The 21027-nt window shown below is 44.0% G+C and carries 15 protein-coding genes; 6 read left to right on the plus strand and 9 right to left on the minus strand.

Features of this window, described 5'->3' with window-relative positions; translation table 11 throughout:
* Positions 1-43 precede the first annotated feature (43 nt).
* The 4 genes from BUB08_RS01315 to BUB08_RS01330 all read right to left on the minus strand — a co-directional run bounded on the left by BUB08_RS01315 (position 44) and on the right by BUB08_RS01330 (position 5961).
* A complete protein-coding gene (locus BUB08_RS01315; RefSeq protein ID WP_072998207.1) occupies positions 44-2434 on the minus strand; it encodes a glycoside hydrolase family 2 TIM barrel-domain containing protein in 2391 nt (796 codons plus the stop codon).
* A 146-nt stretch (positions 2435-2580) separates the two neighbouring features.
* Positions 2581-3756 (minus strand): sodium ion-translocating decarboxylase subunit beta, encoded by a 1176-nt coding sequence (locus BUB08_RS01320; protein ID WP_245820156.1) that lies wholly within the window; start codon positions 3754-3756, stop codon positions 2581-2583.
* Between the two features lie 36 nt (positions 3757-3792).
* Positions 3793-5682, minus strand: coding sequence for a biotin/lipoyl-containing protein (locus BUB08_RS01325; RefSeq protein ID WP_072998210.1), 1890 nt, complete (start codon positions 5680-5682; stop codon positions 3793-3795).
* A 21-nt stretch (positions 5683-5703) separates the two neighbouring features.
* Entirely contained in the window at positions 5704-5961 is a 258-nt protein-coding gene (locus BUB08_RS01330; protein ID WP_072998211.1) for a hypothetical protein, read from the minus strand.
* 98 nt (positions 5962-6059) lie between these two features.
* Between BUB08_RS01330 and BUB08_RS20485 the strand changes: the two genes are divergently transcribed.
* The 6 genes from BUB08_RS20485 (at position 6060) to BUB08_RS01355 (ending at position 9841) form a co-directional block, all read left to right on the plus strand.
* Positions 6060-6230 carry a hypothetical protein gene (locus BUB08_RS20485; RefSeq protein WP_217651526.1) on the plus strand — a complete coding sequence of 57 codons (171 nt, stop codon included), beginning with the start codon at positions 6060-6062 and terminating at the stop codon, positions 6228-6230.
* 293 nt (positions 6231-6523) lie between these two features.
* Positions 6524-7066, plus strand: a complete 543-nt coding sequence (locus tag BUB08_RS01335) for an RNA polymerase sigma factor (RefSeq protein ID WP_072998213.1) — start codon at positions 6524-6526, stop codon at positions 7064-7066.
* Positions 7023-7559 (plus strand): hypothetical protein, encoded by a 537-nt coding sequence (locus tag BUB08_RS01340; protein ID WP_072998214.1) that lies wholly within the window; start codon positions 7023-7025, stop codon positions 7557-7559. The genes BUB08_RS01335 and BUB08_RS01340 overlap by 44 nt, the downstream gene beginning before the upstream one ends.
* Before the next feature lie 57 nt (positions 7560-7616).
* A complete protein-coding gene (locus BUB08_RS01345; protein WP_175549917.1) occupies positions 7617-8126 on the plus strand; it encodes a DUF4252 domain-containing protein in 510 nt (169 codons plus the stop codon).
* A gap of 120 nt (positions 8127-8246) precedes the next feature.
* On the plus strand, positions 8247-9017 hold the full coding sequence (locus BUB08_RS01350) for a DUF432 domain-containing protein (RefSeq protein WP_072998217.1): 771 nt from the start codon (positions 8247-8249) through the stop codon (positions 9015-9017).
* Positions 9014-9841: a mechanosensitive ion channel family protein gene (locus BUB08_RS01355; protein ID WP_072998219.1), complete on the plus strand. Its 828-nt coding sequence runs from the start codon at positions 9014-9016 to the stop codon at positions 9839-9841. The genes BUB08_RS01350 and BUB08_RS01355 overlap by 4 nt, the downstream gene beginning before the upstream one ends.
* A gap of 56 nt (positions 9842-9897) precedes the next feature.
* Here the strand turns inward: BUB08_RS01355 and BUB08_RS01360 are convergent, their stop codons facing one another.
* The 5 genes from BUB08_RS01360 to BUB08_RS01380 form a co-directional block, all read right to left on the minus strand.
* Complete coding sequence (locus tag BUB08_RS01360; RefSeq protein ID WP_072998860.1) at positions 9898-12012, minus strand: M3 family metallopeptidase; 2115 nt, start codon at positions 12010-12012, stop codon at positions 9898-9900.
* A 209-nt stretch (positions 12013-12221) separates the two neighbouring features.
* Positions 12222-12629, minus strand: a complete 408-nt coding sequence (locus BUB08_RS01365) for a GFA family protein (protein ID WP_072998221.1) — start codon at positions 12627-12629, stop codon at positions 12222-12224.
* A gap of 18 nt (positions 12630-12647) precedes the next feature.
* On the minus strand, positions 12648-15419 hold the full coding sequence (locus tag BUB08_RS01370) for a family 78 glycoside hydrolase catalytic domain (RefSeq protein ID WP_217651527.1): 2772 nt from the start codon (positions 15417-15419) through the stop codon (positions 12648-12650).
* A 68-nt stretch (positions 15420-15487) separates the two neighbouring features.
* A complete protein-coding gene (locus BUB08_RS01375; RefSeq protein ID WP_072998225.1) occupies positions 15488-18187 on the minus strand; it encodes an alpha-L-rhamnosidase in 2700 nt (899 codons plus the stop codon).
* Positions 18188-18217: 30 nt separating this feature from the next.
* Positions 18218-21025 carry a family 78 glycoside hydrolase catalytic domain gene (locus tag BUB08_RS01380; RefSeq protein WP_083570510.1) on the minus strand — a complete coding sequence of 936 codons (2808 nt, stop codon included), beginning with the start codon at positions 21023-21025 and terminating at the stop codon, positions 18218-18220.
* Between the last annotated feature and the right edge of the window lie 2 nt (positions 21026-21027).

Consider the following 21027-nt stretch of genomic DNA (forward strand, 5'->3'; position numbering starts at 1 on the left):
TTAAGTTTTATTTTTTTCTGAAAAGCAATTAATAACTGAAAAACTATTGACTCGTGAGTTCTACTTTTGCCGGGCTCAATCCACGGGAAGTAGCTTTAACAACAATGCTTCCCGAAGTATTCTTTTGGGAACGGATGATGAGCATGGCTTTCCCGTTAAACAGTTTCCGATAGTTTGCCCGAAACGGCTCGTACGAACGTTGATCACCATTTCCAACTCCGGCAATCTCTGCCGGCCCGTCAATTTCAAAATTTATAAGATTGTCTGCCAACGGGCACGGATTGCCGTCTTTATCGAACACTTCAACCAAAACAAAACTCAAATCATCGCCGGTAGCATTTAGTATTGTCCGGTCAGGAGAAAGCTTAACAGAATGCGGTTTTCCAGCGGTTCTTACCACATCCTCGCCCACTACCTTTCCTGCTTTGTAACCTACAGCTTTCAGCTCGCCTGGTTCAAAAACCACATCTGACCACATCAAGCGGTAACGCCCGATAGAAGTTTCGGAAGTTGGATTTTTAAATTTTTTACCCAACGATTTGCCGTTTAAAAACAGCTCCGCACCATCGCCGTTGGTGTAAACAAACACCGGAATTTTTTCGCCTTCTCTGCCTTTCCAGTTCCAGTGTGGTAAAATATGAACCATGTTCTTTTCCGGGCGCCAGTAGCTTTGGTAAAGGTAAAACCGGTCTTTGGGAATTCCGACTAAATCCACAATTCCAAAATACGAACTGCGCGAATTCATGTATGGTGTTGGCTCACCCAGGTAGTCAAAGCCGGTCCATACAAACTCCCCAGCAATGTATTTCCCTTCTTCCTGCCACATAAAATCGTCGTCCGGAATTTCGGCCCAATAAGGAGCGTTCAAATCGTAAGAACTCACGTATTCCGACTCGGTAAAATCAGTTTTTTCGGCAGGCAGCGGAAGCTCGTAAAAACCACGTGTACTAACGGTAGATGCGGATTCACTTATCACAACCGATTTGGATGGATCTAATTTGTGAGCCGGCTCCCAGCGTTGATCGTAATTCCATGAGTGCACATCGTAATAATCGAAATGCCGCCATTTCGCGTTTCCGTCCTGATCGCACGCCATGGTAACCGGCCGGGTAATATCGTATTTTCGCACGAAGCCAACCATGGCAGCCAGCTTTTGCAAACCGTAATCAGAATTGGTCTGAATGTCACCCATTTCGTTTCCCACGCTCCAGATTACTACCGACGGATGATTACGATCGCGTTTCACAAAGTTGCGGATGTTGCGTTCGCCGAACTCATAAAAGTCGGTTTCAGGAGTAATATCAGCCTTGTCGTCCCACTTATCAAACGCCTCGTTAAAAACAATCAGGCCCAATTTGTCGCACAGTTCCAGCACCTCCGGAGCTTCAATATTATGACTTGTACGAATGGCATTCACGCCCATTTCTTTCATGATTTCCAGTTTCCGTTCCATCGAACGATAATTAAATGCTGCACCAAGCGGGCCGTGGTCGTGATGAAGATTCACCCCTTTTAGCTGCACCCGCCGTCCGTTCAGATGAAAACCGTCGGCAGCAGTAAATTCAAACGTGCGAAAACCAAAGGACGTGGTTTTTACATCGGTCACTTTTTCTCCTTCTTTTACAACCGTTTTCAAACTGTACAGGACAGGATTATCCACATCCCAAAGCGATGGCTGAACTACCTGCATCCAGTGGTCAAACTGGCGGGAAGTGCCGGCAGCAATTACTTTTTTTGTTTCTGAAGATGCGATTTCAATGCCGTCGGGACTTAAAATTGTTGCTTCAACAGTAATCTCTTTCTCAGCGTTACTAAAATTATTGATGTTGTTCAATACCCGAATTTCGGCATGTGTTTTTTCAACTACCGGTGTGGTAATGTAAGTTCCCCAAATTTCTGAATGAACAGGATCAGTTACCAGCATCCTGACTTTACGATAAATACCTGCGCCGGGGTACCAGCGGCTACCGTGTTTGCGGGTATCCACATAAACAGCAATAGTATTTTCTTCGCCAAACCGAATCAAATCTGAAACCTCCAGGTAAAAAGAATTGTACCCGTAATCCCACTGTCCGGCGAGGGTTCCGTTGACGTATATTTTTGGAAAAGCCATTATTCCGTCAAAAAGAAAATAAACCAGCTTTCCCAGGTTGGCCTTATCAACCTTAAATGTATTCCGGTACCAGCCTTCACCTTTCCAGGGTAGTTTTCCGGTGTGCCCGGGTTCGGCTTCGTTAAACGGACCTGAGATGGCCCAGTCATGCGGAACATTGACGCTCTCCCATCGCGAATCGTCAAAATCTACTTTTTCAGCGCCCTGTGGATTTCCTTTTGAAAAAAGCCAGTTTTCGTTAAAAGCTATCCAGTTGCGATTTTCGGCAAAAGAAGTCAAAAAGAAAAAAGTTACGATTAAGGCAGCCAGTATTCGGTTCATCACAAAAAGTTTAGTTCATTATAATTGGGTCAAAATAACAATTTTTTGCGGGAACAGGAATTGATTGTGTCTGCTATAAAACAAAAAAATCCCGAAAGCCGAAGCCTCCGGGATTGATTCTTTTTACTAAGTTATAAAATGGTTTACTACACCAACGAGATTAGTATGCCGGCAGCAACCGCCGAGCCAATAACGCCCGAAATGTTGCTGGCCATGCAATATTGCAAAATGTGGTTGGCAGGATTGTGTTTCAACGCCATTTCGTTAGCCACACGCGAAGCCATTGGCACCGCACTTAATCCTGTTGCTCCTACCAGCGGATTAATTTTTTTCGTTACGAAAAGGTTGTAAGTTTTCACTGCGAAAATTCCACCGGTTACCGATAGCGCAAAAGCAATAAAACCGCCAACAATAATACCTATTGTTTTGCCTGTCAAAAACACTTCTGCGGTCATGGTAGCGCCCACTGCCAATCCAAGGAAAATGGTTGCTGTATTCATAATCGGGCCGGTTGCAGCTTCGGCAAGCCGGCTTGTTGATGTTCCGATTTCCTTAACAAGGTTTCCGAACAACAACATTCCCAACAACGGAACCGATGACGGAACAAAAATGGCAACCACTGTTCCTAAAGCAATCGGGAAAATAATTTTAACCGCCTTCATGTTTTTAATTTGATGTTTTGGCGGATATTTTTTATCCATTTCCCGCATATTTATTTGAAACTCTTTCTTTGAAATAAACATGTTGGCAATTAACGGAATAATTACCGGAACCAGCGCCATGTAGGAATAAGCTGCAATGGCAATCGGGCCTAAAAGGTGCGGAGCCAGCTTAATGGTTGTGTAAATGGCTGTTGGACCATCTGCTCCCCCGATAATTCCCAGCGATGCTGCTTCGTTCATGTTGAAACCCAAAAGAATAGCACCAATCAGAACGGTAAAAATTCCAATTTGCGCAGCGGCACCGAAAAATGCCAGTCGCAAATTCCTGAGCATCGGGCCAAAGTCTGTTAAAGCGCCCACTCCCATAAAAATGATAGGAGGCAAAAACCCGGTTTTGATGAGCGAGAAATAGAGAAAATTCAAGATTCCGTACTCATGTGCTATCTCAAACAGGTTTTTATAGCGGCCGTCTCCAACTTCGATGAGCGATGCATCGACAATTCCCATTTGTGCTCCGGGAAAGTTGGCGAGCAAAACGCCAAACCCGATTGGTACCAGCAAAAGCGGCTCATATTTCTTTTTGATGCCAAGGTACAACAACACAAATGCAATAGCCCACATAATGACAGTTTGGTAAGTAATTGCCCCAAAAGCTGTCATGTTAAATAATTTCGAAAATATTTCCTGCATACTCTTTTACTGCAATTTTATAATTACGTCGTCTTCGTCAACAGAATCTCCGTTGTTCAGACAAATTTCTGCAACTCGTCCCGGTTCTTCAGCAACAATTGCGTTGTATGTTTTCATGGATTCAATGTATCCAACAACGTCGCCTTTGTTCACGTTATCGCCGGTTTTAAGTGCTTTTTCAGAAGCGTCTTTTGTTAAAAAGAATTTACCTTCAAGCGGAGCAATTACTTCTTTCAACTCACCTGAAGCAGCTACCGGTTGTGCATTTGCTTCTTCGGTGGCAACAGCAACGGTTTCTTTACCATTGTGTCCGTTTGAGCCGTTTGTTCCGTATGAAACATTAACAACATATTTTACGCCGTTTACATCGATATTGAGTTCTTTCGGCTCAAAATTGGCTGCAGCAACAGGAGCAGGTGTTTTTGCATTTGCTTCTTCGGCTTTCTTTTCAGCCAAATCAGCTTCGAAAGCAGCTTTTGCCTGTCCCGATTTGTATGCGCGGTACTGTTCAGGGTGCATTGCCAGTTCGAACAACTCTTCGTCGTCCTGCCCAAAGTCCCAGTTATTCTTTTTCATTTCTGCACGGAATGAATCCAGATCATCCGGATACAGATCCTGTGGATTTCCGGTGTAGAATTCTTTACCCTGTTCTTTTGCCAGCTTAATAATATCAGGATGCAATTCTCCGGGCAATTTGCCTGATTTACCCAAAATCATATCCCAAATGTTATCGGCAATCATCGACCAGCGTTCTTTTCCTTTTTCCAGCTGAATAACATTCATCAGAGCCAGGTTTTTCACATACTGACTAAAAGGAGTTACCAGCGGCGGATAACCCAGCATCGGCCAGATGTGTGCCACTTCGTCGAACAACTTAATCAACAAATCGTCTTGTGTTATTCCCGGTTTTCCGCGTTTTGCAAACCATTTGTTCAGGCTGGCCAAATTGTTTTCCAGGTCGGCCATTAAACTTCCCATCATACCACCCGGCAGTCCCGGTGCAATAAGCAGGGAGTTCATCAACCTGTTTTTAGGATTGATATAATATCCCAGAAAATCGTCGATAAAACTCTGAGTCAACGCACGTACTTCCATGTACGCTTTCATATTAATATCCGGAACTTTAAAACCAGCGTCTTTCAACATTGCCTGAACAGCCAGTAAATCGGCGTGGCCTGTTCCCCATGAAAGCGGTTCCATACCTACATCAACGAAATCGGCACCGGCGCGGGCAACTTCCAAAATTGAAGCCATTTGGAATCCGGGGCCTGCATGTCCGTGGTACTGTACCGGAATATTGGGATGCCTGTCTTTGATCACTTTTACTATTTTTCCAAGCGAAACAGGACGGCCAATTCCGGCCATATCTTTTATACAAATTTCATCGGCTCCCATTTCAATTAACTGGTCGGCCAATTTTGTATAATACTCAACCGTGTGTACTTTCGAAGTAGTTAAAGAAAGTGCTGCCTGAGAAATCATGCCGCCTTCTTTAGCGTATTTGATGGAACCTTCGAGGTTACGCGGGTCATTCAATCCACAGAATGAGCGAGCGATATCGGTTCCCTGTTTTTTCTTTACTTTATACATTAAACGGCGAACATCTGCCGGTACCGGGCTCATCCGAATTCCGTTGAGCGCTCTTTCCAGCATGTGTGTCTGAATCCCGACATCGTTAAAAGGCTGCGTCCACTGACGGTTAGCCACGTTCGGGTTTTCGCCAAATAAAAGGTTAATCTGCTCAAAGCCGCCACCATTGGTTTCAACACGTGCAAAACATCCCATGTCGATAATTGCAGGTGCTACTTTCAAAAGCTGGTCAACCCTTGGGACGTATTTCCCGGACGATTGCCACATGTCGCGATACAATAAGCTAAATTTAATCTCTCTTGCCATGATAATCTTTATTTGTGTTATTTACTTTTTTTCAACTTTTGTAATTTTTCCTCTCCCCCCGGTAACTGTATCCACAGCGGCAACAATGGCAGCCATTGTTCCTGCAGGAATTGCACCGGAACTATTTCCTTTTTTTACAGGTCCGTCAGGAAGCGGCCAGAATTTATTGGTAAGCCGGATTAGAACATTACCAACCACTACCACAAGACCCAGTATCAAAATAACCGTAATCATCCCAATCACCAGGATTGATAACGCATTGCTTAATATATCCTCCATACTATAATCATGTTAAATTTTTCATACAAATACACCGTTCGCAACTCTTGAACTGCAACGTCTGTTTAAATAAGTTATGGCATTTATGAAATTGAAAAGTGAATGAGTGGAAGCTTCCGGCAACTCTCGTTTACGTTAACGAATACTTCACTTCAACTTCTTCTTCAAATCATCTTCTAACTCCCGGTGGAGAAACACCAGACCTAGAAAATGTGAAAACTACTATTTTATCTCTAAAAAAAATCAGGTTCATGATGGCAAAAATGTAGGATTTTGGGGAATTCTCCTTCTAATTTGAAATTAAAACGCTAAAACTTAAGACAGTTTTAATAAACAAGAAGAAAATTGTGAACAAAACACAACAGTCGGTTTTAACGCAAACAGAAAGGCTGTTTTTGCGTGGCACAAAGAAAAAGGATTTCCGTCTTTTAAAGGAAATTCTGAACTAAAGTTTGGGGAAATAACAAAAAAAATAAAATTGCAGAACGGATGTAATGAAAATTTTTCCTGTGCGTCTTAACTTTGAAAACCGCTAAAAAAGCAATGGAAAAGCAGAAAATAAATGGGTGACAGTGATTTCAAGATACAGGTTCTGCCACTGAGCAAAAAGTTACTCAGGTTTGCAGCACACTTCCTGAAAAATGAGGACAAAGCCAGGGATGTGATTCAGGATATTTTTCTGAAGCTCTGGCAAAAAAGGGATGAGCTGGACCGGGTTGAAAATATTGAAGCTTTTGCCATGCGAATGACGCGAAACCGCTGCCTCGATATTCTGCGGGCAAACAAAGTTGTTCCGATTGACGCAGAAACAGATCGCAAAATGAAGCAGGAAAGCACTGATATTCATTCACAATTTGAAATGAGCGAAGCTGCCGGACAAATTAAAATGCTGATTGGGCAACTGCCGGAAGTACAACAAAAAGTAATGGTAATGCGCGATATTGAGCAACTGGAATACGAAGAAATATCAAAGGAAACCGGATTGCAAATTAACGCCATAAGGGTGAACTTGTCGAGGGCACGGAAAAAAGTACGTAATGAATTTATAAAGTTGAATTCAGATGAAAAAGAACGAAATAAGACAATTGCTGCAACGCTATTTTGAAGGGGAAAGCACGCTGAATGAGGAAGCGGTTCTGAGAAATTATTTTGCCGGCGATAATGTGGCAGACGAATTAGAAGAATACACCGAATTCTTTTGCGGATTCGGCGAAATAAACGAAACAGAACGGGATGCACAGTTGGAGCATGAAATCATGGATTTCATTACAGAAAATGAGTCGAAAAGAAAAACGCCGTCAATTTCGATGTGGAAAACAGTTTCGGGAATTGCGGCATCAATAGTAATTGCAGTGGGAGGAATACTATTTTTCCAACACGAAGAAGAACCGTTTAAAGACACTTTTGATGATCCTGAAACGGCATACGTTTATGCAGAAAAAACGCTCGAATTCGTTTCCCAAAAATACAGCAAGGGACTGTCTGCTCTGGCAAATTTCGACAAAATTGAAACAGCAACACAGCCCATAAAAAAAGGCGTTAAACCAATAAATAAATACATGAATAAAATAGAAATGATAACTGAACACCAACGCTAATATTACAGAAGGATGATGAGTAAAAACACTGAAATTAAATTAATAAAACGAAACGCGATGAAACGATTATTCCTGCTTTTTGCAATTGTACTGCCCATGGCGGTGCTTGCACAGAAGTCACCTGTTGACAAACTATTTGAGAAATATGCCAACAAAGAAGGATTTACCACGGTAAATATTTCAGGCAAGCTTTTGGGATTTGCCAGCAAATTGGAGACTGGCGATGACGAAACAAGCGACATGCTTTCCCAACTAAGCGGAGTTCGGGTGCTTACAGCAGACAACGAAGAACTTACCGGCAAACTTGACTTTTACGAAGAACTGAGAAAAGACGGCTTTTTTGACAACAACGACTACGAAGTATTGATGGAAATTACGGAAGCCAACGAAATAGTTCGTTTTCTGGGCAAAGATGGCGGCAACGGAAAATTCTCGGATCTGATTCTGGTAATCGGTGGAGGCGACAACACGCTTATCAGTATTCAAGGGGTAATTGACCCGGAGAACATCGGAAAAATCACCAAATCGCTGGATATTGACGTGGTTTCCAACAAACAAAAAGAATAGCAATAACACAAAAAAATATCTAAAAAAGGCTTTCCCTGTTAAATACAGAGAAGGCTTTTTTTATGCCTCGTGCCGAAACAAAATCTTTCGTATTTTTAGGGCTTTCTTTAAACGAATTAAATGACTCAAAAATCCATTTTCGGAAGACATCAGATTTTGCCCGGCGAGCACGATTTTTTTTATGCCGGCAATTTTTACCTCGGCGCCAAACGCGAAAAAGACGGCTGGCTGCTTCTGCAAACTGACAATGCAGATTACACCGAAAACGCAACTCCCGATTTTTCAGGGGCAGATTTTTTTCAAAGCGGAAAATCAAACAAGCTGTTCATTGCTCCTTCCCTGCCTGAAAAGCCACTGGTTTTTAAAGGCACCCGACTGCACGTTTCTCCCGGTCAGCGGCTGAACTTCTTTCTGAAAATTCCGCTAACCATACAGGTTTACTTTTCGCGAAAGCAACCGGAAAACCTCTTAAAAGAGTTCCCTGTGCAGCGTCTTTCAGACACATGGTTTGGAGACACATTCAGCGGAGAACCTGCTTTTGCATTGGGCACTGAATTTTTCCCTTCGCTGAATGAAGTAAAAAGTTCTGATTTTGAAGCCATTTGCCCCATCTCCATTTTCAACGATGCACCGGGAGTACTGCAAGTAGAACGATTAATCATCAGGGTTGAAAACCTGGCGTTGTACCTGTGCAACGGGAAAATAATTGCCAGCCAGGTAGCCATAGAATACAAAGGGAAAGACGTTATCAGTTCTGCCAGTTATCATTTTTCAAAAAATATTCATGGCGAAAAATCCGAACTTCTTGTAAAACCGCGCAACGGCGTTTCTAAGAACCTGTTGAAAATTAATTTTCATTTCATTAAGAACTTATATAAAACAGAAGAATGAATACTGATTGGTCTGAATACCTGAATGCAGCAACTTTCGAAAAAATATTGAGGGTGCTGATTATTTTGGCCGTGGGAATTGCAACGATATATTTTATTGCATTTCTGCTAAAAAAAATATTGCCAAAAAAATGGTCGCGCCAGCGAAAAATGATAATCGACCGGGCTTTTCAATACACCGGGTTCATCATTCTTTTTTTTATTCTGATTGCTGAACTGAACATCAACCTGGCTCCGATTTTTGGCGCGGCAGGAGTTATCGGGCTGATTGTGGGTATTGCATCTCAAACCAGTATCGGAAATATCATCAGCGGTTTTTTCCTGGTGTCTGAAAAATCATTCGAAATTGGCGACGTCATCCGGTTGGGAGACAAAACCGGAACTGTTTACAGTATCGATTTGCTTTCCATAAAAATCAGAACTTTCGATAACCTGCTGATTCGAATTCCCAACCAAACGGTAATCAGTACCGAACTAACCAACGTAACCCGTTTTCCCATTCGCAGGATGGACGTGTTGGTGAGCGTTGCTTATAAAGAGGATTTGGAACGAGTGAAAACAATACTTGAAAACGTGGTTAAGGAAAATCCGCTCTGCCTCGACGAACCGGAGCCTGTCATTATTTTCCAGAGTTTCGGCGCCAGCGGAATTGACATTCAACTGGGAGTTTGGACCGAACGGGTTAACTACCTGAACGTAAAAAATTCGGTTTTCAGGGAAATAAAAGAAGCATTCGACAAAGAAGGCATTGAAATTCCGTTCCCGCATATCAGTCTGTATTCGGGAGAGGCAACCAAACCATTTCCTGTTAATCTGAAAAAGTAACAAAAAAAGGCAGCCGGAAAACACCGGCTGCCTTTTTCAATATAGTTATCAAATTTTTACTTCAATCCTTTTTTCATCAGGAAAGGATCAATGGATGGTGCTTTTCCACGGAAGTTTTCATAAACGGTCATGCCGTCGTCAGCGCCACATTTTTCGAGCAGTGTTCTGAATTTTGCTGCCAGTTCAGGATTAAATAAATCCCCGGTTTCTTTAAATGCGTAGAATGCGTCAGAATCCAGAACGCCGGCCCAGTAGTACACGTAGTAGCCGGCAGAATAACCACCGCTAAAAATGTGTGCGAAATAAGTACTGCGGTACCGGGGCAGAATTTCTTCAATCAACCCGATGTGATCCATTGAGGCTTTTTCGAATGCGCGAACATCTTCGATTACCGGGTTTTCTGTAGTATGAAAATCCATATCGAGTAAAGCAGCAGCTACAAATTCACCGGTTTGGAACCCCTGGTTGAATGTTCCGCTCATTTCAAGCTTTTTAATCAATTCGTCAGGAATCGGTTCGCCGGTTTGGTAGTGCGTAGCATAAACTTTCATTACTTCCGGTTCTGCAGCCCAATTCTCCATAATCTGAGAAGGCAGCTCCACAAAGTCACGCGGAACGCTTCCTGCGGTACGGTCGTATGGGCCGTCGGCAAATAAACCGTGAAGTGCATGTCCGAATTCGTGGAAGAAAGTAGAAACTTCATCGAAGCTAAGCAGCGCCGGAGTATCGCCGGCAGGACGGGTAAAATTCATTACAATGGTTCCGATTGTTGGCACCCGTTCTCCGTTACGGTAAGTGGCGTTTCTAAACTGGGTTGACCATGCTCCTACCCTTTTCCCGTCACGCGGATGGAAATCCATGTACAAAACACCGAGTTTCGATCCGTCGGCTTCCAGTACTTCGTAAACTTCTGCTTCTTTATTATATGTAGGCCAGTCGCGTTTTTCGAACTTCAGGCCATACAATTTTTCAACCACGTAGAAAATTCCTTTTTTGGCATTATCCAGGCTGAAATAGGGTTTTAGTTCGGCTTCGTCGAGGTCAAATTTTTGCTTGCGCAGTTTTTCAATGTAATACCACCAGTCCCACGATGCCAGTTTAAAGTCGCCCCCTTCTTTGTCGATAATGGCCTGCATCTCTTTCAAATCGTGCTTGGCCATTTCCATTGCCGGATCCCAAAGTTGCATCAGAAATTCATAAACTGCCTCGGGAGTTTTGGCCATGTTCACATCAATTACGTAGGCAGCGTGATTTTTAAAGCCCAGTAATTTAGCCCGCTGGTCTCGCAGCTTTACAATTTTCTGAATGATTTCCTTATTGTCGAATTCATTGTCGTTATTGCCGCGCATAAAATAACCGCGGTACAGTTTTTCGCGCAAATCACGATTGTCGGCGTACTGGAGGAACGGAAGCATGCTTGGTTTTGCCAGTGTAAAAGCCCATTTGCCATCTTCGCCAAACGATTTGGCATCTTCGGCAGCGCGTGCAATTACATCGTCAGGCAGCCCGGCCAGGTCTTCTTCTTTGTCGACTACCAGCTTGAAATTCCGATTGGTTTCAGCCAACAGGTTTTCGCCAAAATGCAGGCTCAGCTTCGATAATTCTTCATTCAGTTCTCTCAGCTTTGTCTGGTCTTCGGCAGAAAGGCTGGCACCATTCCGAACAAAATCATCGTAATACTTTTCGGTAGCACGCATTTGTTCTTTGTCGAGCCCCAACTCATTGCGTCTGTTGTAAACGCTTTCTATCTTTTTAAACAACCCCGGATTCATTGAAACGTTGTCGCGGTGCTGGGTCATCAACGGAGACACCTCGCGCGCCACGGCCTGCATTTCGTCACTGGTGTTTGCAGAGTTCAACGGATAAAAAGTACCGGTAACTTTGTTAAGCAACTCACCTGATTTGTCGAGCGCCAGTATTGTATTTTCAAATGTCGGCTCCGAAGTGTTTGCTACAATGGTTTCAACTTCTGCTTCTCTCTGCTTAATACCTTCCTTTATTGCCGGAAGGTAATGCTCAATTTTAATTTCGTCGAACGGAGGCACTCCATAAGGAGTAGTCCATTCCGTAAAAAAAGGATTATCCATATCTGCTTGTGATTCTTTTTTCTGATTTTGGCATGAAAACATCACTGCGCCAAATGCACAGATTAAGATAAAGGATCTCTTCATTTTATTCATTTTACTATGTTTTATAAAAAACACAAAAATATTATTTTTTTAAGGCATTTTAATGATTGTTGACAGGTCTTTGGTATTTTAAGATTCAAATTGAAACAGACAAGGCATCTAAATTTATAAATCCATCAGAATAAAACTGATGTAATACGATGTTTCACAAAACAGTAAATTAAACGATTATTACCCCGTTAACAATTATTTCAGTTTGGCGGCAGCCGGTCGAACTTTGGTAGTTTATCCAGCTGGTGTTCCCATTTTGCTTTACCTGCATAGTAAATATGGCCTTGAGGAACAATAGGAGCATCGGTGTCCAGACACCCGGCGGGAACTACCAGCAACGCGCCGTCCATCTGAATGTTTGGTAATGCAGAACCGCAAACCGCACAGAAACTCCGCATATGTTGAGTAGACTTCAACCTGAAAGTTTTCACGTTGTTTTCGCCCGACAACCATTTTAGTTTTGCTGTTGAAGAAAACATGTTTGCTGCATGCGCCGAACCGGTATCTTTGCGGCAACGTTTACAATGGCACAGCAAAAAATTCTCAAAATCTCCGTCTACCTCAAAAACAACTTCGCCGCAAAGGCAAGAACCTCTGTGTTTGGTCATAATTCTTTTTAATTTATATCAGTTCTGGTATTTACAGGAAATTTGGTAAACACCCGAGCCCAGCAACAATCCGGTTTTTTCTTCTTCGGTTTTATGTAGCGCATTGGCTGCCGGTTTTTCGCCATTCACTATTATTGCACTGACATTGCCGGTTGGCAAAACAAATGTTGCTGCGGTGTTATGTGGAATTTCTATTTCAAACTGAATGTCTGAACCTGATTTTTCCCACTGGGAGCGAATCAATCCGTATGGCGACTGAAATGAAGTTTTTACAAAAGTTAAATCATTTACCAACTGCGGCTCAATAACAATCTTTTTGTAAGCTTTCGAATCCTCTGCCTGCCCTATGCCGCCAAGTCCGGTATAAAACCACTCCATAACATGGCCCAGCATCAGATGGTTGTTGGAAACAACTTCCAGTGCCGCCCACGATTCGGTAAGTGCCGTTGCACCTTTTTTCAACTGGTAGCCATACCCAGGAACATCGTCCCGGTTTATCATGTCGAACATCAGTTGAGCCGCTCCTCCACGTGTAAGCGCTTCCACCAGGTAATGAAATCCCACATCGCCGGCAGTCAGTGCTTTGTTGCCTGCAATAATAGAATCCACCAGATTTTCAAATATCTTTGCGCGGTCATTTTCTTCCGGAATACCTACGCATAAAGGCATTGCCATTGCAGTCTGGCTGCCGGTTGAATATACTTTTGTTTCAGCATCGAAGAATTTTGTATTAAACGCCGAACGAATTTCTTCGGCCCATTGGTGAAGTTTCCTTTCTTCCTGTTTTTTAAGCAGCTTGGCCATTTTAGCCATCAATTTCACATCGTAATAATAAATGGCTGTGGCTGTTAACGAGATGGGCGTCAATTGGGATTTCCCTGGTGATTCCGGTCCCAAATCAAACCAGTCGCCCAGCCCGTGATCCAAAATATGTCCCTGCGATTTTCCTTTCAGGTATTCGACGTAACGAACCATCATGGGCCACGCCTCATCAATCACCTGTTTATCGCCGTACCATTTAAACAAAAGGTAAGGCAAAATAACCGCGGCACTTCCCCATTCCGGAGAATCACGAAATCCGCCTAAAAATTCGACATATTCAGGCGCAATATCGGGAACCAGTCCGTCGGCTGTCTGGGCATCCATCATATCGGCAACTAATTTGCGGTACAAATGGTAATTTTCGTACCTGAAGTGAACCCCCTGCCCCATCAAAAAGCTCTGCTCCAGCCACCCGAGTTTTTCACGGTGCGGACAATCGGAAAGCACACTTTGGTAATTGCTCCGGATGCCCCAGTCTATCAGCTCATGAATGTTATTCAGCAATTCGCTGCTGCACTCAAAGGTTCCGTTTGTTGGTGACGAGTTCCGGGTGTGAACGAAAGTCAGCTGATCAATTTGCGGAAGTTCCCCCGCATTTTCTTCCCCGGCGGGAACACCTCCTTCAACCTGAACGTACCGAAATCCGTAGTAAGTGAATTCGGGTTTCCACGTTTCAACGCCGTCGCCTTTTAGTGTGTAAGAAAAATAATATGGAGCCCCCGAAGCCTTCTGATTTGCCGTGCTGTCTGTATTTATTAATTCCGCAGGCCAGAGTTTTATCTGCTGCCCCCGCTTTCCCTTTACAGAAAGTTGTACAATTCCGGACGCATTCTGCCCGAAATCATAAAGAAATGAACCGTCTGCCAGTTTACTCACCAACTTTACTTCAATCCGTTCCATCTCTTTCAGCGGATAATCATTCTCGGCAACAAGGCTGCCCCCTGGGCCACGGGATATTTTCACCGACTCCCAGCTTTTGTCGTCAAATCCGGTTTCTTTCCACCCGTCTTGTTCCAGAGTAGCATCATAATCTTCGCCTGCGTAAATGCTCGAAAAAGTGATGGGCGACGGAGCCGTTTTCCAGCTTTCATCAGTAACAATAGTTTCTGAAGTTCCGTCAGTATATTCTACCTGCAAATGTGCAATCATTTGTGGCATTCCGTAGGCAATTACCAATTTGCAGTAGCGCTCCCTGTTAATATTGAAAAAGCCGTTGCCAACCACCGCGCCAAGCACATTGTTGCCGCTTTTTAAAAATGGCGTTACATCGTAGGTATTGTAAAAAACCGTTTTATCGTAATCGGTCCAACCGGGAGCCAGAAACGAATCTGAAGGCTTTTTTCCATTCAGAAACACCACATAATGCCCTAATCCGGAAATAGAAAGCGTTGCGTGTTTTATGCCTTTTTTAAGTTCAAACTGTTTTCTGAATTGCGGCACTACCGGCCTTTGCAGTGCTTTATTTCCCAAATCATCGCCGGAGCCGTGTATTCCGGGAACCAAACGCAAATCCTCATCCAATAACTCAGCTGCTACCCATTTTGCGCCCTGCCAGTCTTTTGACGAAAACAATCCGTTTTGCCACCATTGAATTTCACTCCAACTTGATTCCAGGCCATTTTCATCCCAGATTTTCACTTTCCAACAGTAGCGATTCCCTGCACTCAGGGCTTTTCCTTGGTAAGGAATATTAATAGATTCTTCGGAATTAATTTTCCCGGAATCCCAAACCGAACCATTGTCGCCGGACAGATCTTCGGGGGTTTCGGCAACCAATATACGGTAAGCCGATTGCCTGACGTTGTATTGCGAAGAGACGATTTGCCATGCAAACAAAGGAGCTTTCGCGTTAATACCAACGGGATTTTCTTTAAAATTAACGGTGAGCCTGTTGGTTGAAATATCCACCTGCGGGGCGCAACTTTCCAGCAGGAATACCGTAAAAACAATTCCAAAAACCAATTTCAAAAAAGTCTTTTTCATCACATTCTTCTCAAATAGTGAAACCTCAAATTACAATTTGTTTTGTGGGCGGATTATTCCCTGATATCAAAAAAATACTCACCCGGGTTTAAATGAAGGACAAACATTTCGTTTTCGGCCTGTTGCAAAAATATTCCCGAATTTTCGTCAATTGGCCTGCCGTTTTCTTTTATCTTTTCCCCATTTAAATAGACCACAGCAGAACTATTATCAGGAACCGAAACCGAATACTTCACGGTTTTCCCTTTTCTTTTCCACGAAGAAACAATGTTCCCGTAAGGGCCTTCGTGACTAGCCTCGAAGTGCTCCAGCCCCGGCACAAAATGCGGTTTCAAAACAATGTTTTTGAATCCCGGATTGTTTTCGTCGGGGAAAATTCCGCCCAACGCTTTGTAGTACCACGCACTAATTTCGCCAAACATAATGTGGTTCAACGAAATGTCGCGGTTTGCATCCAGCGGCCAATTTTCGTAAAACGTAGTAGCCCCGTTTACAATCCACCATCCCCACGACGGAAATGTTTCCTGAGAAGCCACTTCCCAGGCAAGACCGGGATACCCGTTTTCGCTCAGCGCATTTAAAATGGTTTTGGTTCCCAGCAATCCCACGTCAATATGTTTGCTGTCGGCTTCCACCCTTTTAGCAAGATTAGCCGCCACTTTTTCTTTTGCGCCGTCGGGCACCAGCCCCCAGTGAAGTGCTGCGCTCAACTCGGTTTGCAATCCGCTGCCGTAAATTCCTGTTTCGCTGGTAAAATACTTTTCGTTTACCGCGTTCTTAATTTTGTTGGACAGAGCTTGGTATTTTTGAAAGTCAGCTTGCTTGCCCAGTACTTTGGCTGCCTTCGATAAAATAACCGCATCGGCATAATAATAAGCAGTAGAAGTAAATTCTTTCGGCGCTTTTGATTTTACCGGAACCCAGTCGCCAAGTCCCCAGTCTGTAATTCCCGACGGATAAGTAGCATCGATGTAATCGACATACCGTTTTATATTGTCATAATTCTGTTCCAGAATTCTTGCATCGCCGTAAAAGAGGTAAACATTCCACGGAATGATGGCAATGGTACTTGTCCAGTCCGGACCATTGGCCCAGTGGTAACCCCATCCGTCGGTGGGAATAATGGCAGGCAGCACACCGTTGGGTTGCTGCTCGTCCCGATGGTCGTCCAGCCATTTTTCGTACACGGTAATACCATCGAAGTTGTACAGTCCGGTTTCAATGGCAATGTGTGCATCGCCCGTCCAACCGTTTTTCTCGCGTTGCGGACAATCAGTAGGATAACCAAAAAGATTGGAAAGATACGACGCGTTGGCCGCTTCCCAGGCTTTGTTTAACGTGTTGTTCGAAGAATGGACACTACCAACCGGCGGCACATCGCTGTGCATAAAATAGGCAGTCAGACTCTCCTTTGTAAGTTCCAGCGGCTTATCGGACGTGACTTCCACATACTGAAACCCTTTGTAATTAAACCGGGGTATAAACTCATCTTCTCCTTTTCCGCTCAAAATAAGTATATCGGTTTGAAACGGGTCAGAATCATCTGTGGGAACGTAATGCACATCAATATTTGACATGTCAGCCCGGCCTGCTGAATCTAATTTCTCCACATGTTTCAACCGAACAACAGTTCCTTCTTCTCCCGAAACTTTTATCCGGGTTACACCAGCCATATTTCTTCCAAAGTTAAACAGCCAGGTTTTTTCGCCCTGTTTTATCATTTCCACGGCAGAAATTTCAGTTACATGACGAACCGGATGCAACGCCTGCGCAGTAATATTCTGCGACGGCGCCCCGGTGTTGGTTGCATTTTTCCATCCTTCGGCATTAAACCCGGGCTCGTTCCATCCCGGTTGTTCCAAACGGGCATCGTAATGTTCGGCGGTGTAAATGCTATTAAAAATAACCGGGCTGAGTGTGGTTTTCCAGTTCTGATCGGTTGAAACTACCTCTTGTGAACCATCAGCATAAACAATTCGCAAGTCCAGACAAAACTTAGGGCGCGCGCGCCAGGGAGCCTTATCGAAGTACCAAACCGCAGTTGACTGGTGGTTGTACCAGCCGTTGCCTAACAACACGCCAACGGCATTTGTTCCTTGGTTCAGCGCTTCTGTTACATCGTAAGTCACATACAAATTACGCCTGTCGAAACGGGTGTAAGTAGGATCCAATTGATGATCCCCAACGCGCTTTCCGTTAATGGAAAGTTCGTAAAATCCCGCAACAGCAACGTAAGCACGAGCCGACTCAATTTTTTTACCGGCATTAAACTCTTTGCGGAAATACGGGGCAGGCTTCACATCATAGTCATAAGTATCAGTAATCCATTTTCCCATCCAGTTGGTTTGATTTATCATTCCGGTTTCGAACCAGGCAACAGGCGACCAGTCAGACCAGTTTCCGGCCTCATCCTTTACCCGAACGCTCCAAAAGTAGCGGGTAAATGGTTCCAGTCGGGAGCCATCGTAAACAGCAGGAATTACAGCAGAATTTACAGTTTCTGAATTCCACACATCGCCGTTTCCGGAGGCAACGGCTTTTTCAGAAGTTCCTACAACAAGCTGAAACGCACTTTGGAAAAAGCCCGGCTTTTGGGATTTTATCTGCCAGGTAAAACGTGGGTTTATTTCATCAATTCCCAATGGATTTTCGAGATACTCGCACCTGAGTTTAACAATTTCTGTTTGTGAGTAACCGACCAGGGTTAACAACACTAAAAAGGCAATCGCGATTAAAGCAACCGGTTTATTCATTTGTATTTTGTTTTATATTGAATTCCTGATTTATTTTTTCCCCATCCTGAAATGGTATGTTCCGGAGCCGGTCCGAACAAATAGTTTTCCCTGTTCCATTTTCACATCATGTACGCCGGCAACACCTTCGATAAACCGGTTGTCGTCCCAGATTTTTGTTTCGCCTTCCCACAAAGTAACCGAATTATCGCCCGGGGTTGAAAAGACAACGGTTGATGAACTGTTTCCGGGAATTTTCACTTCATGGAAAAAACTTTCGGGTTGCTTCTTCCAGTTCGAAACAACTGTTCCGGCAACGGTCTCCAACGATGCATTCACATGATTGAGTCCTTCAGGAATAACAGGTTCAATATGAATCTGTTTGTACCCGTTAGTTGTATTTCCTTCCATTGGTGATTGAATTCCGGCAAGAAATTTATAAAAATATTCGGTTATGGAACCAAACATCTGGTGGTTATGGGAATTTACACCCGACCATTGTTCCAGAAGCGTAGTTGAACCGTTTTCAATCCAATATCCAAAGCTGGGATATGTGGTTTGTGTTGCAATTTTATATGCCAACTCGTTCTCCCCGCCTTCAACTAAAACAGGCCAGAGGTATTTGGTTCCGATAATTCCGGTATTCAGATGATCATTCCGAGACTTGATATCATCAACAACAGTTTGAAAAACCTTATTCTGATAACCCTCCGGAACCAGGTTTCCCACCAACGCAAGCAACTGGTAGGTCTGAAAAGCTTCGTCGGTTCCGTATAAAGCAGTTTCAGTATTGAAAAATTTGCTGTTAAAATGCTGTTTAATGGTGTCTGAAAGAGTCTTGAAATACTTTGCATCATCCAAATGCCCCAGCTCATTTGCAATTTTTGAAAATAGCAGACTGTTGTAATAGTAGTAAAAAGTATTTACCACCGGATGGTTCGGACAATCGTTTTTCGAACCGGGCGCACACCACTCTCCTAACGAATACCAGTATCCGTCAAAGTTATCAATGATGTACGGTTCAGACGGGTCTTCATCTTTTGAGCCCAACTCCCGAAGATAATTCAGGTACCTTTTCATGGTAGGATAATGCTCCTGCAAAATGCGGGCATCGCCGTAATAATGGTACATCCACCAGGGAATAAGAACGTAGGCACTTCCCCAGGCGACGCCACCACCCATGCCACCTACCAAAACCGGCGAAGTATTGGGAATGCGGCCATTCTCCTCCTGTGAGTCGCGCATATCGTTCAACCATTTGGTGTAAAATGGAGCCATGTGAAAATCGTGCATGGATGTTTCTGCAATTACCTGCCCATCGCCATTGTATGCTCCTTTTTCCCGGTGCGGACAATCGGTAGGATAGCTCTGCATATTGCCCATTTGCGACCACACCCCTGCCCTGTAAATTCTGTTCAGCAGCGAATCCGACGACTCAAATGTGCCGTTTCGCTCATTGGCAGAGCGTGCCACCCGGCCTTCAATTTTCAAATATTCAGGGTTCTGCTTGTTACTTACAACCACTTCGACATAACGAAAACCGGTATAAAAAAAGCGCGGCTCGTAACTTTCAGGTTCGTTACTTTTCAATGTATAATCAGTCCAGGTTTGCGCATGGTATTTAAACTTTGTACTCAGTTTATCTCCGTCTTCCAGCGGTTTGGCAAAAAGCGAATCATTCAGAGTTTCTGCACCCCTGATACGAATTACCTGCCCGGGAGTTCCCTTTATTTCAACCCGCCACCAGCCGGCAATATTCTGCCCCAAATCGAAAAGAAAAACGCCCGGTTCAGGATTAATCTGTTTTACCGGCGCCAGAGTTTGGGTAACTTTTATGGGCGGGGTGAGTTGCGATTTCAACGTACCTCCGAGCCCTTCTGCTTCTGCTACAGCAAGCCAGTGTGAGTCATCAAAATTTGCAGAAGCCCAACCGGGCAGCTCTTTTTGTGCGTTGTAATCTTCGCCACCGTAAAGGTTGTTGAACGTAACCGGTCCGACAGCAGTTTTCCACGTACCGTCAGACACAACCAATTCTGTACTGCCATCGGAATAGGTAATCATTAACTGCACCCACAAAAGCGGATTGCCAAAAGCAGTTCCGCCACCGCCCCAGCTCCAGCGGCCTTCTGTTTTGTGCAGATTCCAGGCTCCGTTCCCCAACATGGCGCCGGCAGCGTTGGTTCCTTCCTTCAACAGCGAAGTAACATCGTAAGTAGAATAGAGAATGGTTTTCCGGTAATCGGTTACTCCCGGGTCTAAAACGTGGTCGCCCACTTTTTCGCCATTAAGGAAAAACTCGTAAAAACCACACGCCGTAATATAAGCGTAAGCTTCGGCAACATTCTTGCTAACCACAAAATCTTTCCTGAATAACGGACTGGCGTCTGTAATTTCGTTTTGGGTAGTTATCCACTGCGCCTGCCATTCGTTCTTATCCAGAATGCCGGTATGGAAAGATGACGGTTCACTCCAAACTGAGGTGTTTTCATCCATCCACACGCGCACCCGCCAAAAATATTTCGTGTTGCTTTGCAGTGGAATGCCTTTGTATTCCAGGTTCAGCATTTCAGAAGAAATTACTTTGCCGGTATCCCAAATCCTGCCTGTTCCTTTTTCTATTTCGGAAAGGTTTTCTCCTACAATAACCTGAAACGCTGCCTGCGAAACATCGCGCCGGCCGGTTTGAAGTTGCCAGGAAAAGCGAGGCTGCGGAACATCAACGCCCAAAGGTTCTGTGAGGTATTCCACACGTAAGTTACACGGGAAATCAGAGTCGGACGGAGTACATCCCAGAAATCCTAAAAGAATTGCCAGAGAGACACTCCAAAAGTTTGTTTTGGTTCGGTTCAGATATTTCATAA

Origin of the sequence: Mariniphaga anaerophila (assembly GCF_900129025.1) — a bacterium.
In the GTDB taxonomy this organism is placed as follows: domain Bacteria; phylum Bacteroidota; class Bacteroidia; order Bacteroidales; family Prolixibacteraceae; genus Mariniphaga; species Mariniphaga anaerophila.

Excerpts from the sequence above, each read along its gene's own strand:
- BUB08_RS01335 (WP_072998213.1), top strand. The coding sequence starts at position 6,524 with ATGGGTGACAGTGATTTCAAGATACAGGTTCTGCCACTGAGCAAAAAG.
- BUB08_RS01360 (WP_072998860.1), bottom strand. The coding sequence starts at position 12,012 with ATGAAGAGATCCTTTATCTTAATCTGTGCATTTGGCGCAGTGATGTTT.
- BUB08_RS01325 (WP_072998210.1), bottom strand. The coding sequence starts at position 5,682 with ATGGCAAGAGAGATTAAATTTAGCTTATTGTATCGCGACATGTGGCAA.
- BUB08_RS01330 (WP_072998211.1), bottom strand. The coding sequence starts at position 5,961 with ATGGAGGATATATTAAGCAATGCGTTATCAATCCTGGTGATTGGGATG.
- BUB08_RS01340 (WP_072998214.1), top strand. The coding sequence starts at position 7,023 with ATGAAAAAGAACGAAATAAGACAATTGCTGCAACGCTATTTTGAAGGG.
- BUB08_RS01355 (WP_072998219.1), top strand. The coding sequence starts at position 9,014 with ATGAATACTGATTGGTCTGAATACCTGAATGCAGCAACTTTCGAAAAA.
- BUB08_RS01380 (WP_083570510.1), bottom strand. The coding sequence starts at position 21,025 with ATGAAATATCTGAACCGAACCAAAACAAACTTTTGGAGTGTCTCTCTG.
- BUB08_RS01315 (WP_072998207.1), bottom strand. The coding sequence starts at position 2,434 with ATGAACCGAATACTGGCTGCCTTAATCGTAACTTTTTTCTTTTTGACT.
- BUB08_RS01345 (WP_175549917.1), top strand. The coding sequence starts at position 7,617 with ATGAAACGATTATTCCTGCTTTTTGCAATTGTACTGCCCATGGCGGTG.
- BUB08_RS01375 (WP_072998225.1), bottom strand. The coding sequence starts at position 18,187 with ATGAATAAACCGGTTGCTTTAATCGCGATTGCCTTTTTAGTGTTGTTA.
- BUB08_RS01365 (WP_072998221.1), bottom strand. The coding sequence starts at position 12,629 with ATGACCAAACACAGAGGTTCTTGCCTTTGCGGCGAAGTTGTTTTTGAG.
- BUB08_RS01350 (WP_072998217.1), top strand. The coding sequence starts at position 8,247 with ATGACTCAAAAATCCATTTTCGGAAGACATCAGATTTTGCCCGGCGAG.
- BUB08_RS01320 (WP_245820156.1), bottom strand. The coding sequence starts at position 3,756 with ATGACAGCTTTTGGGGCAATTACTTACCAAACTGTCATTATGTGGGCT.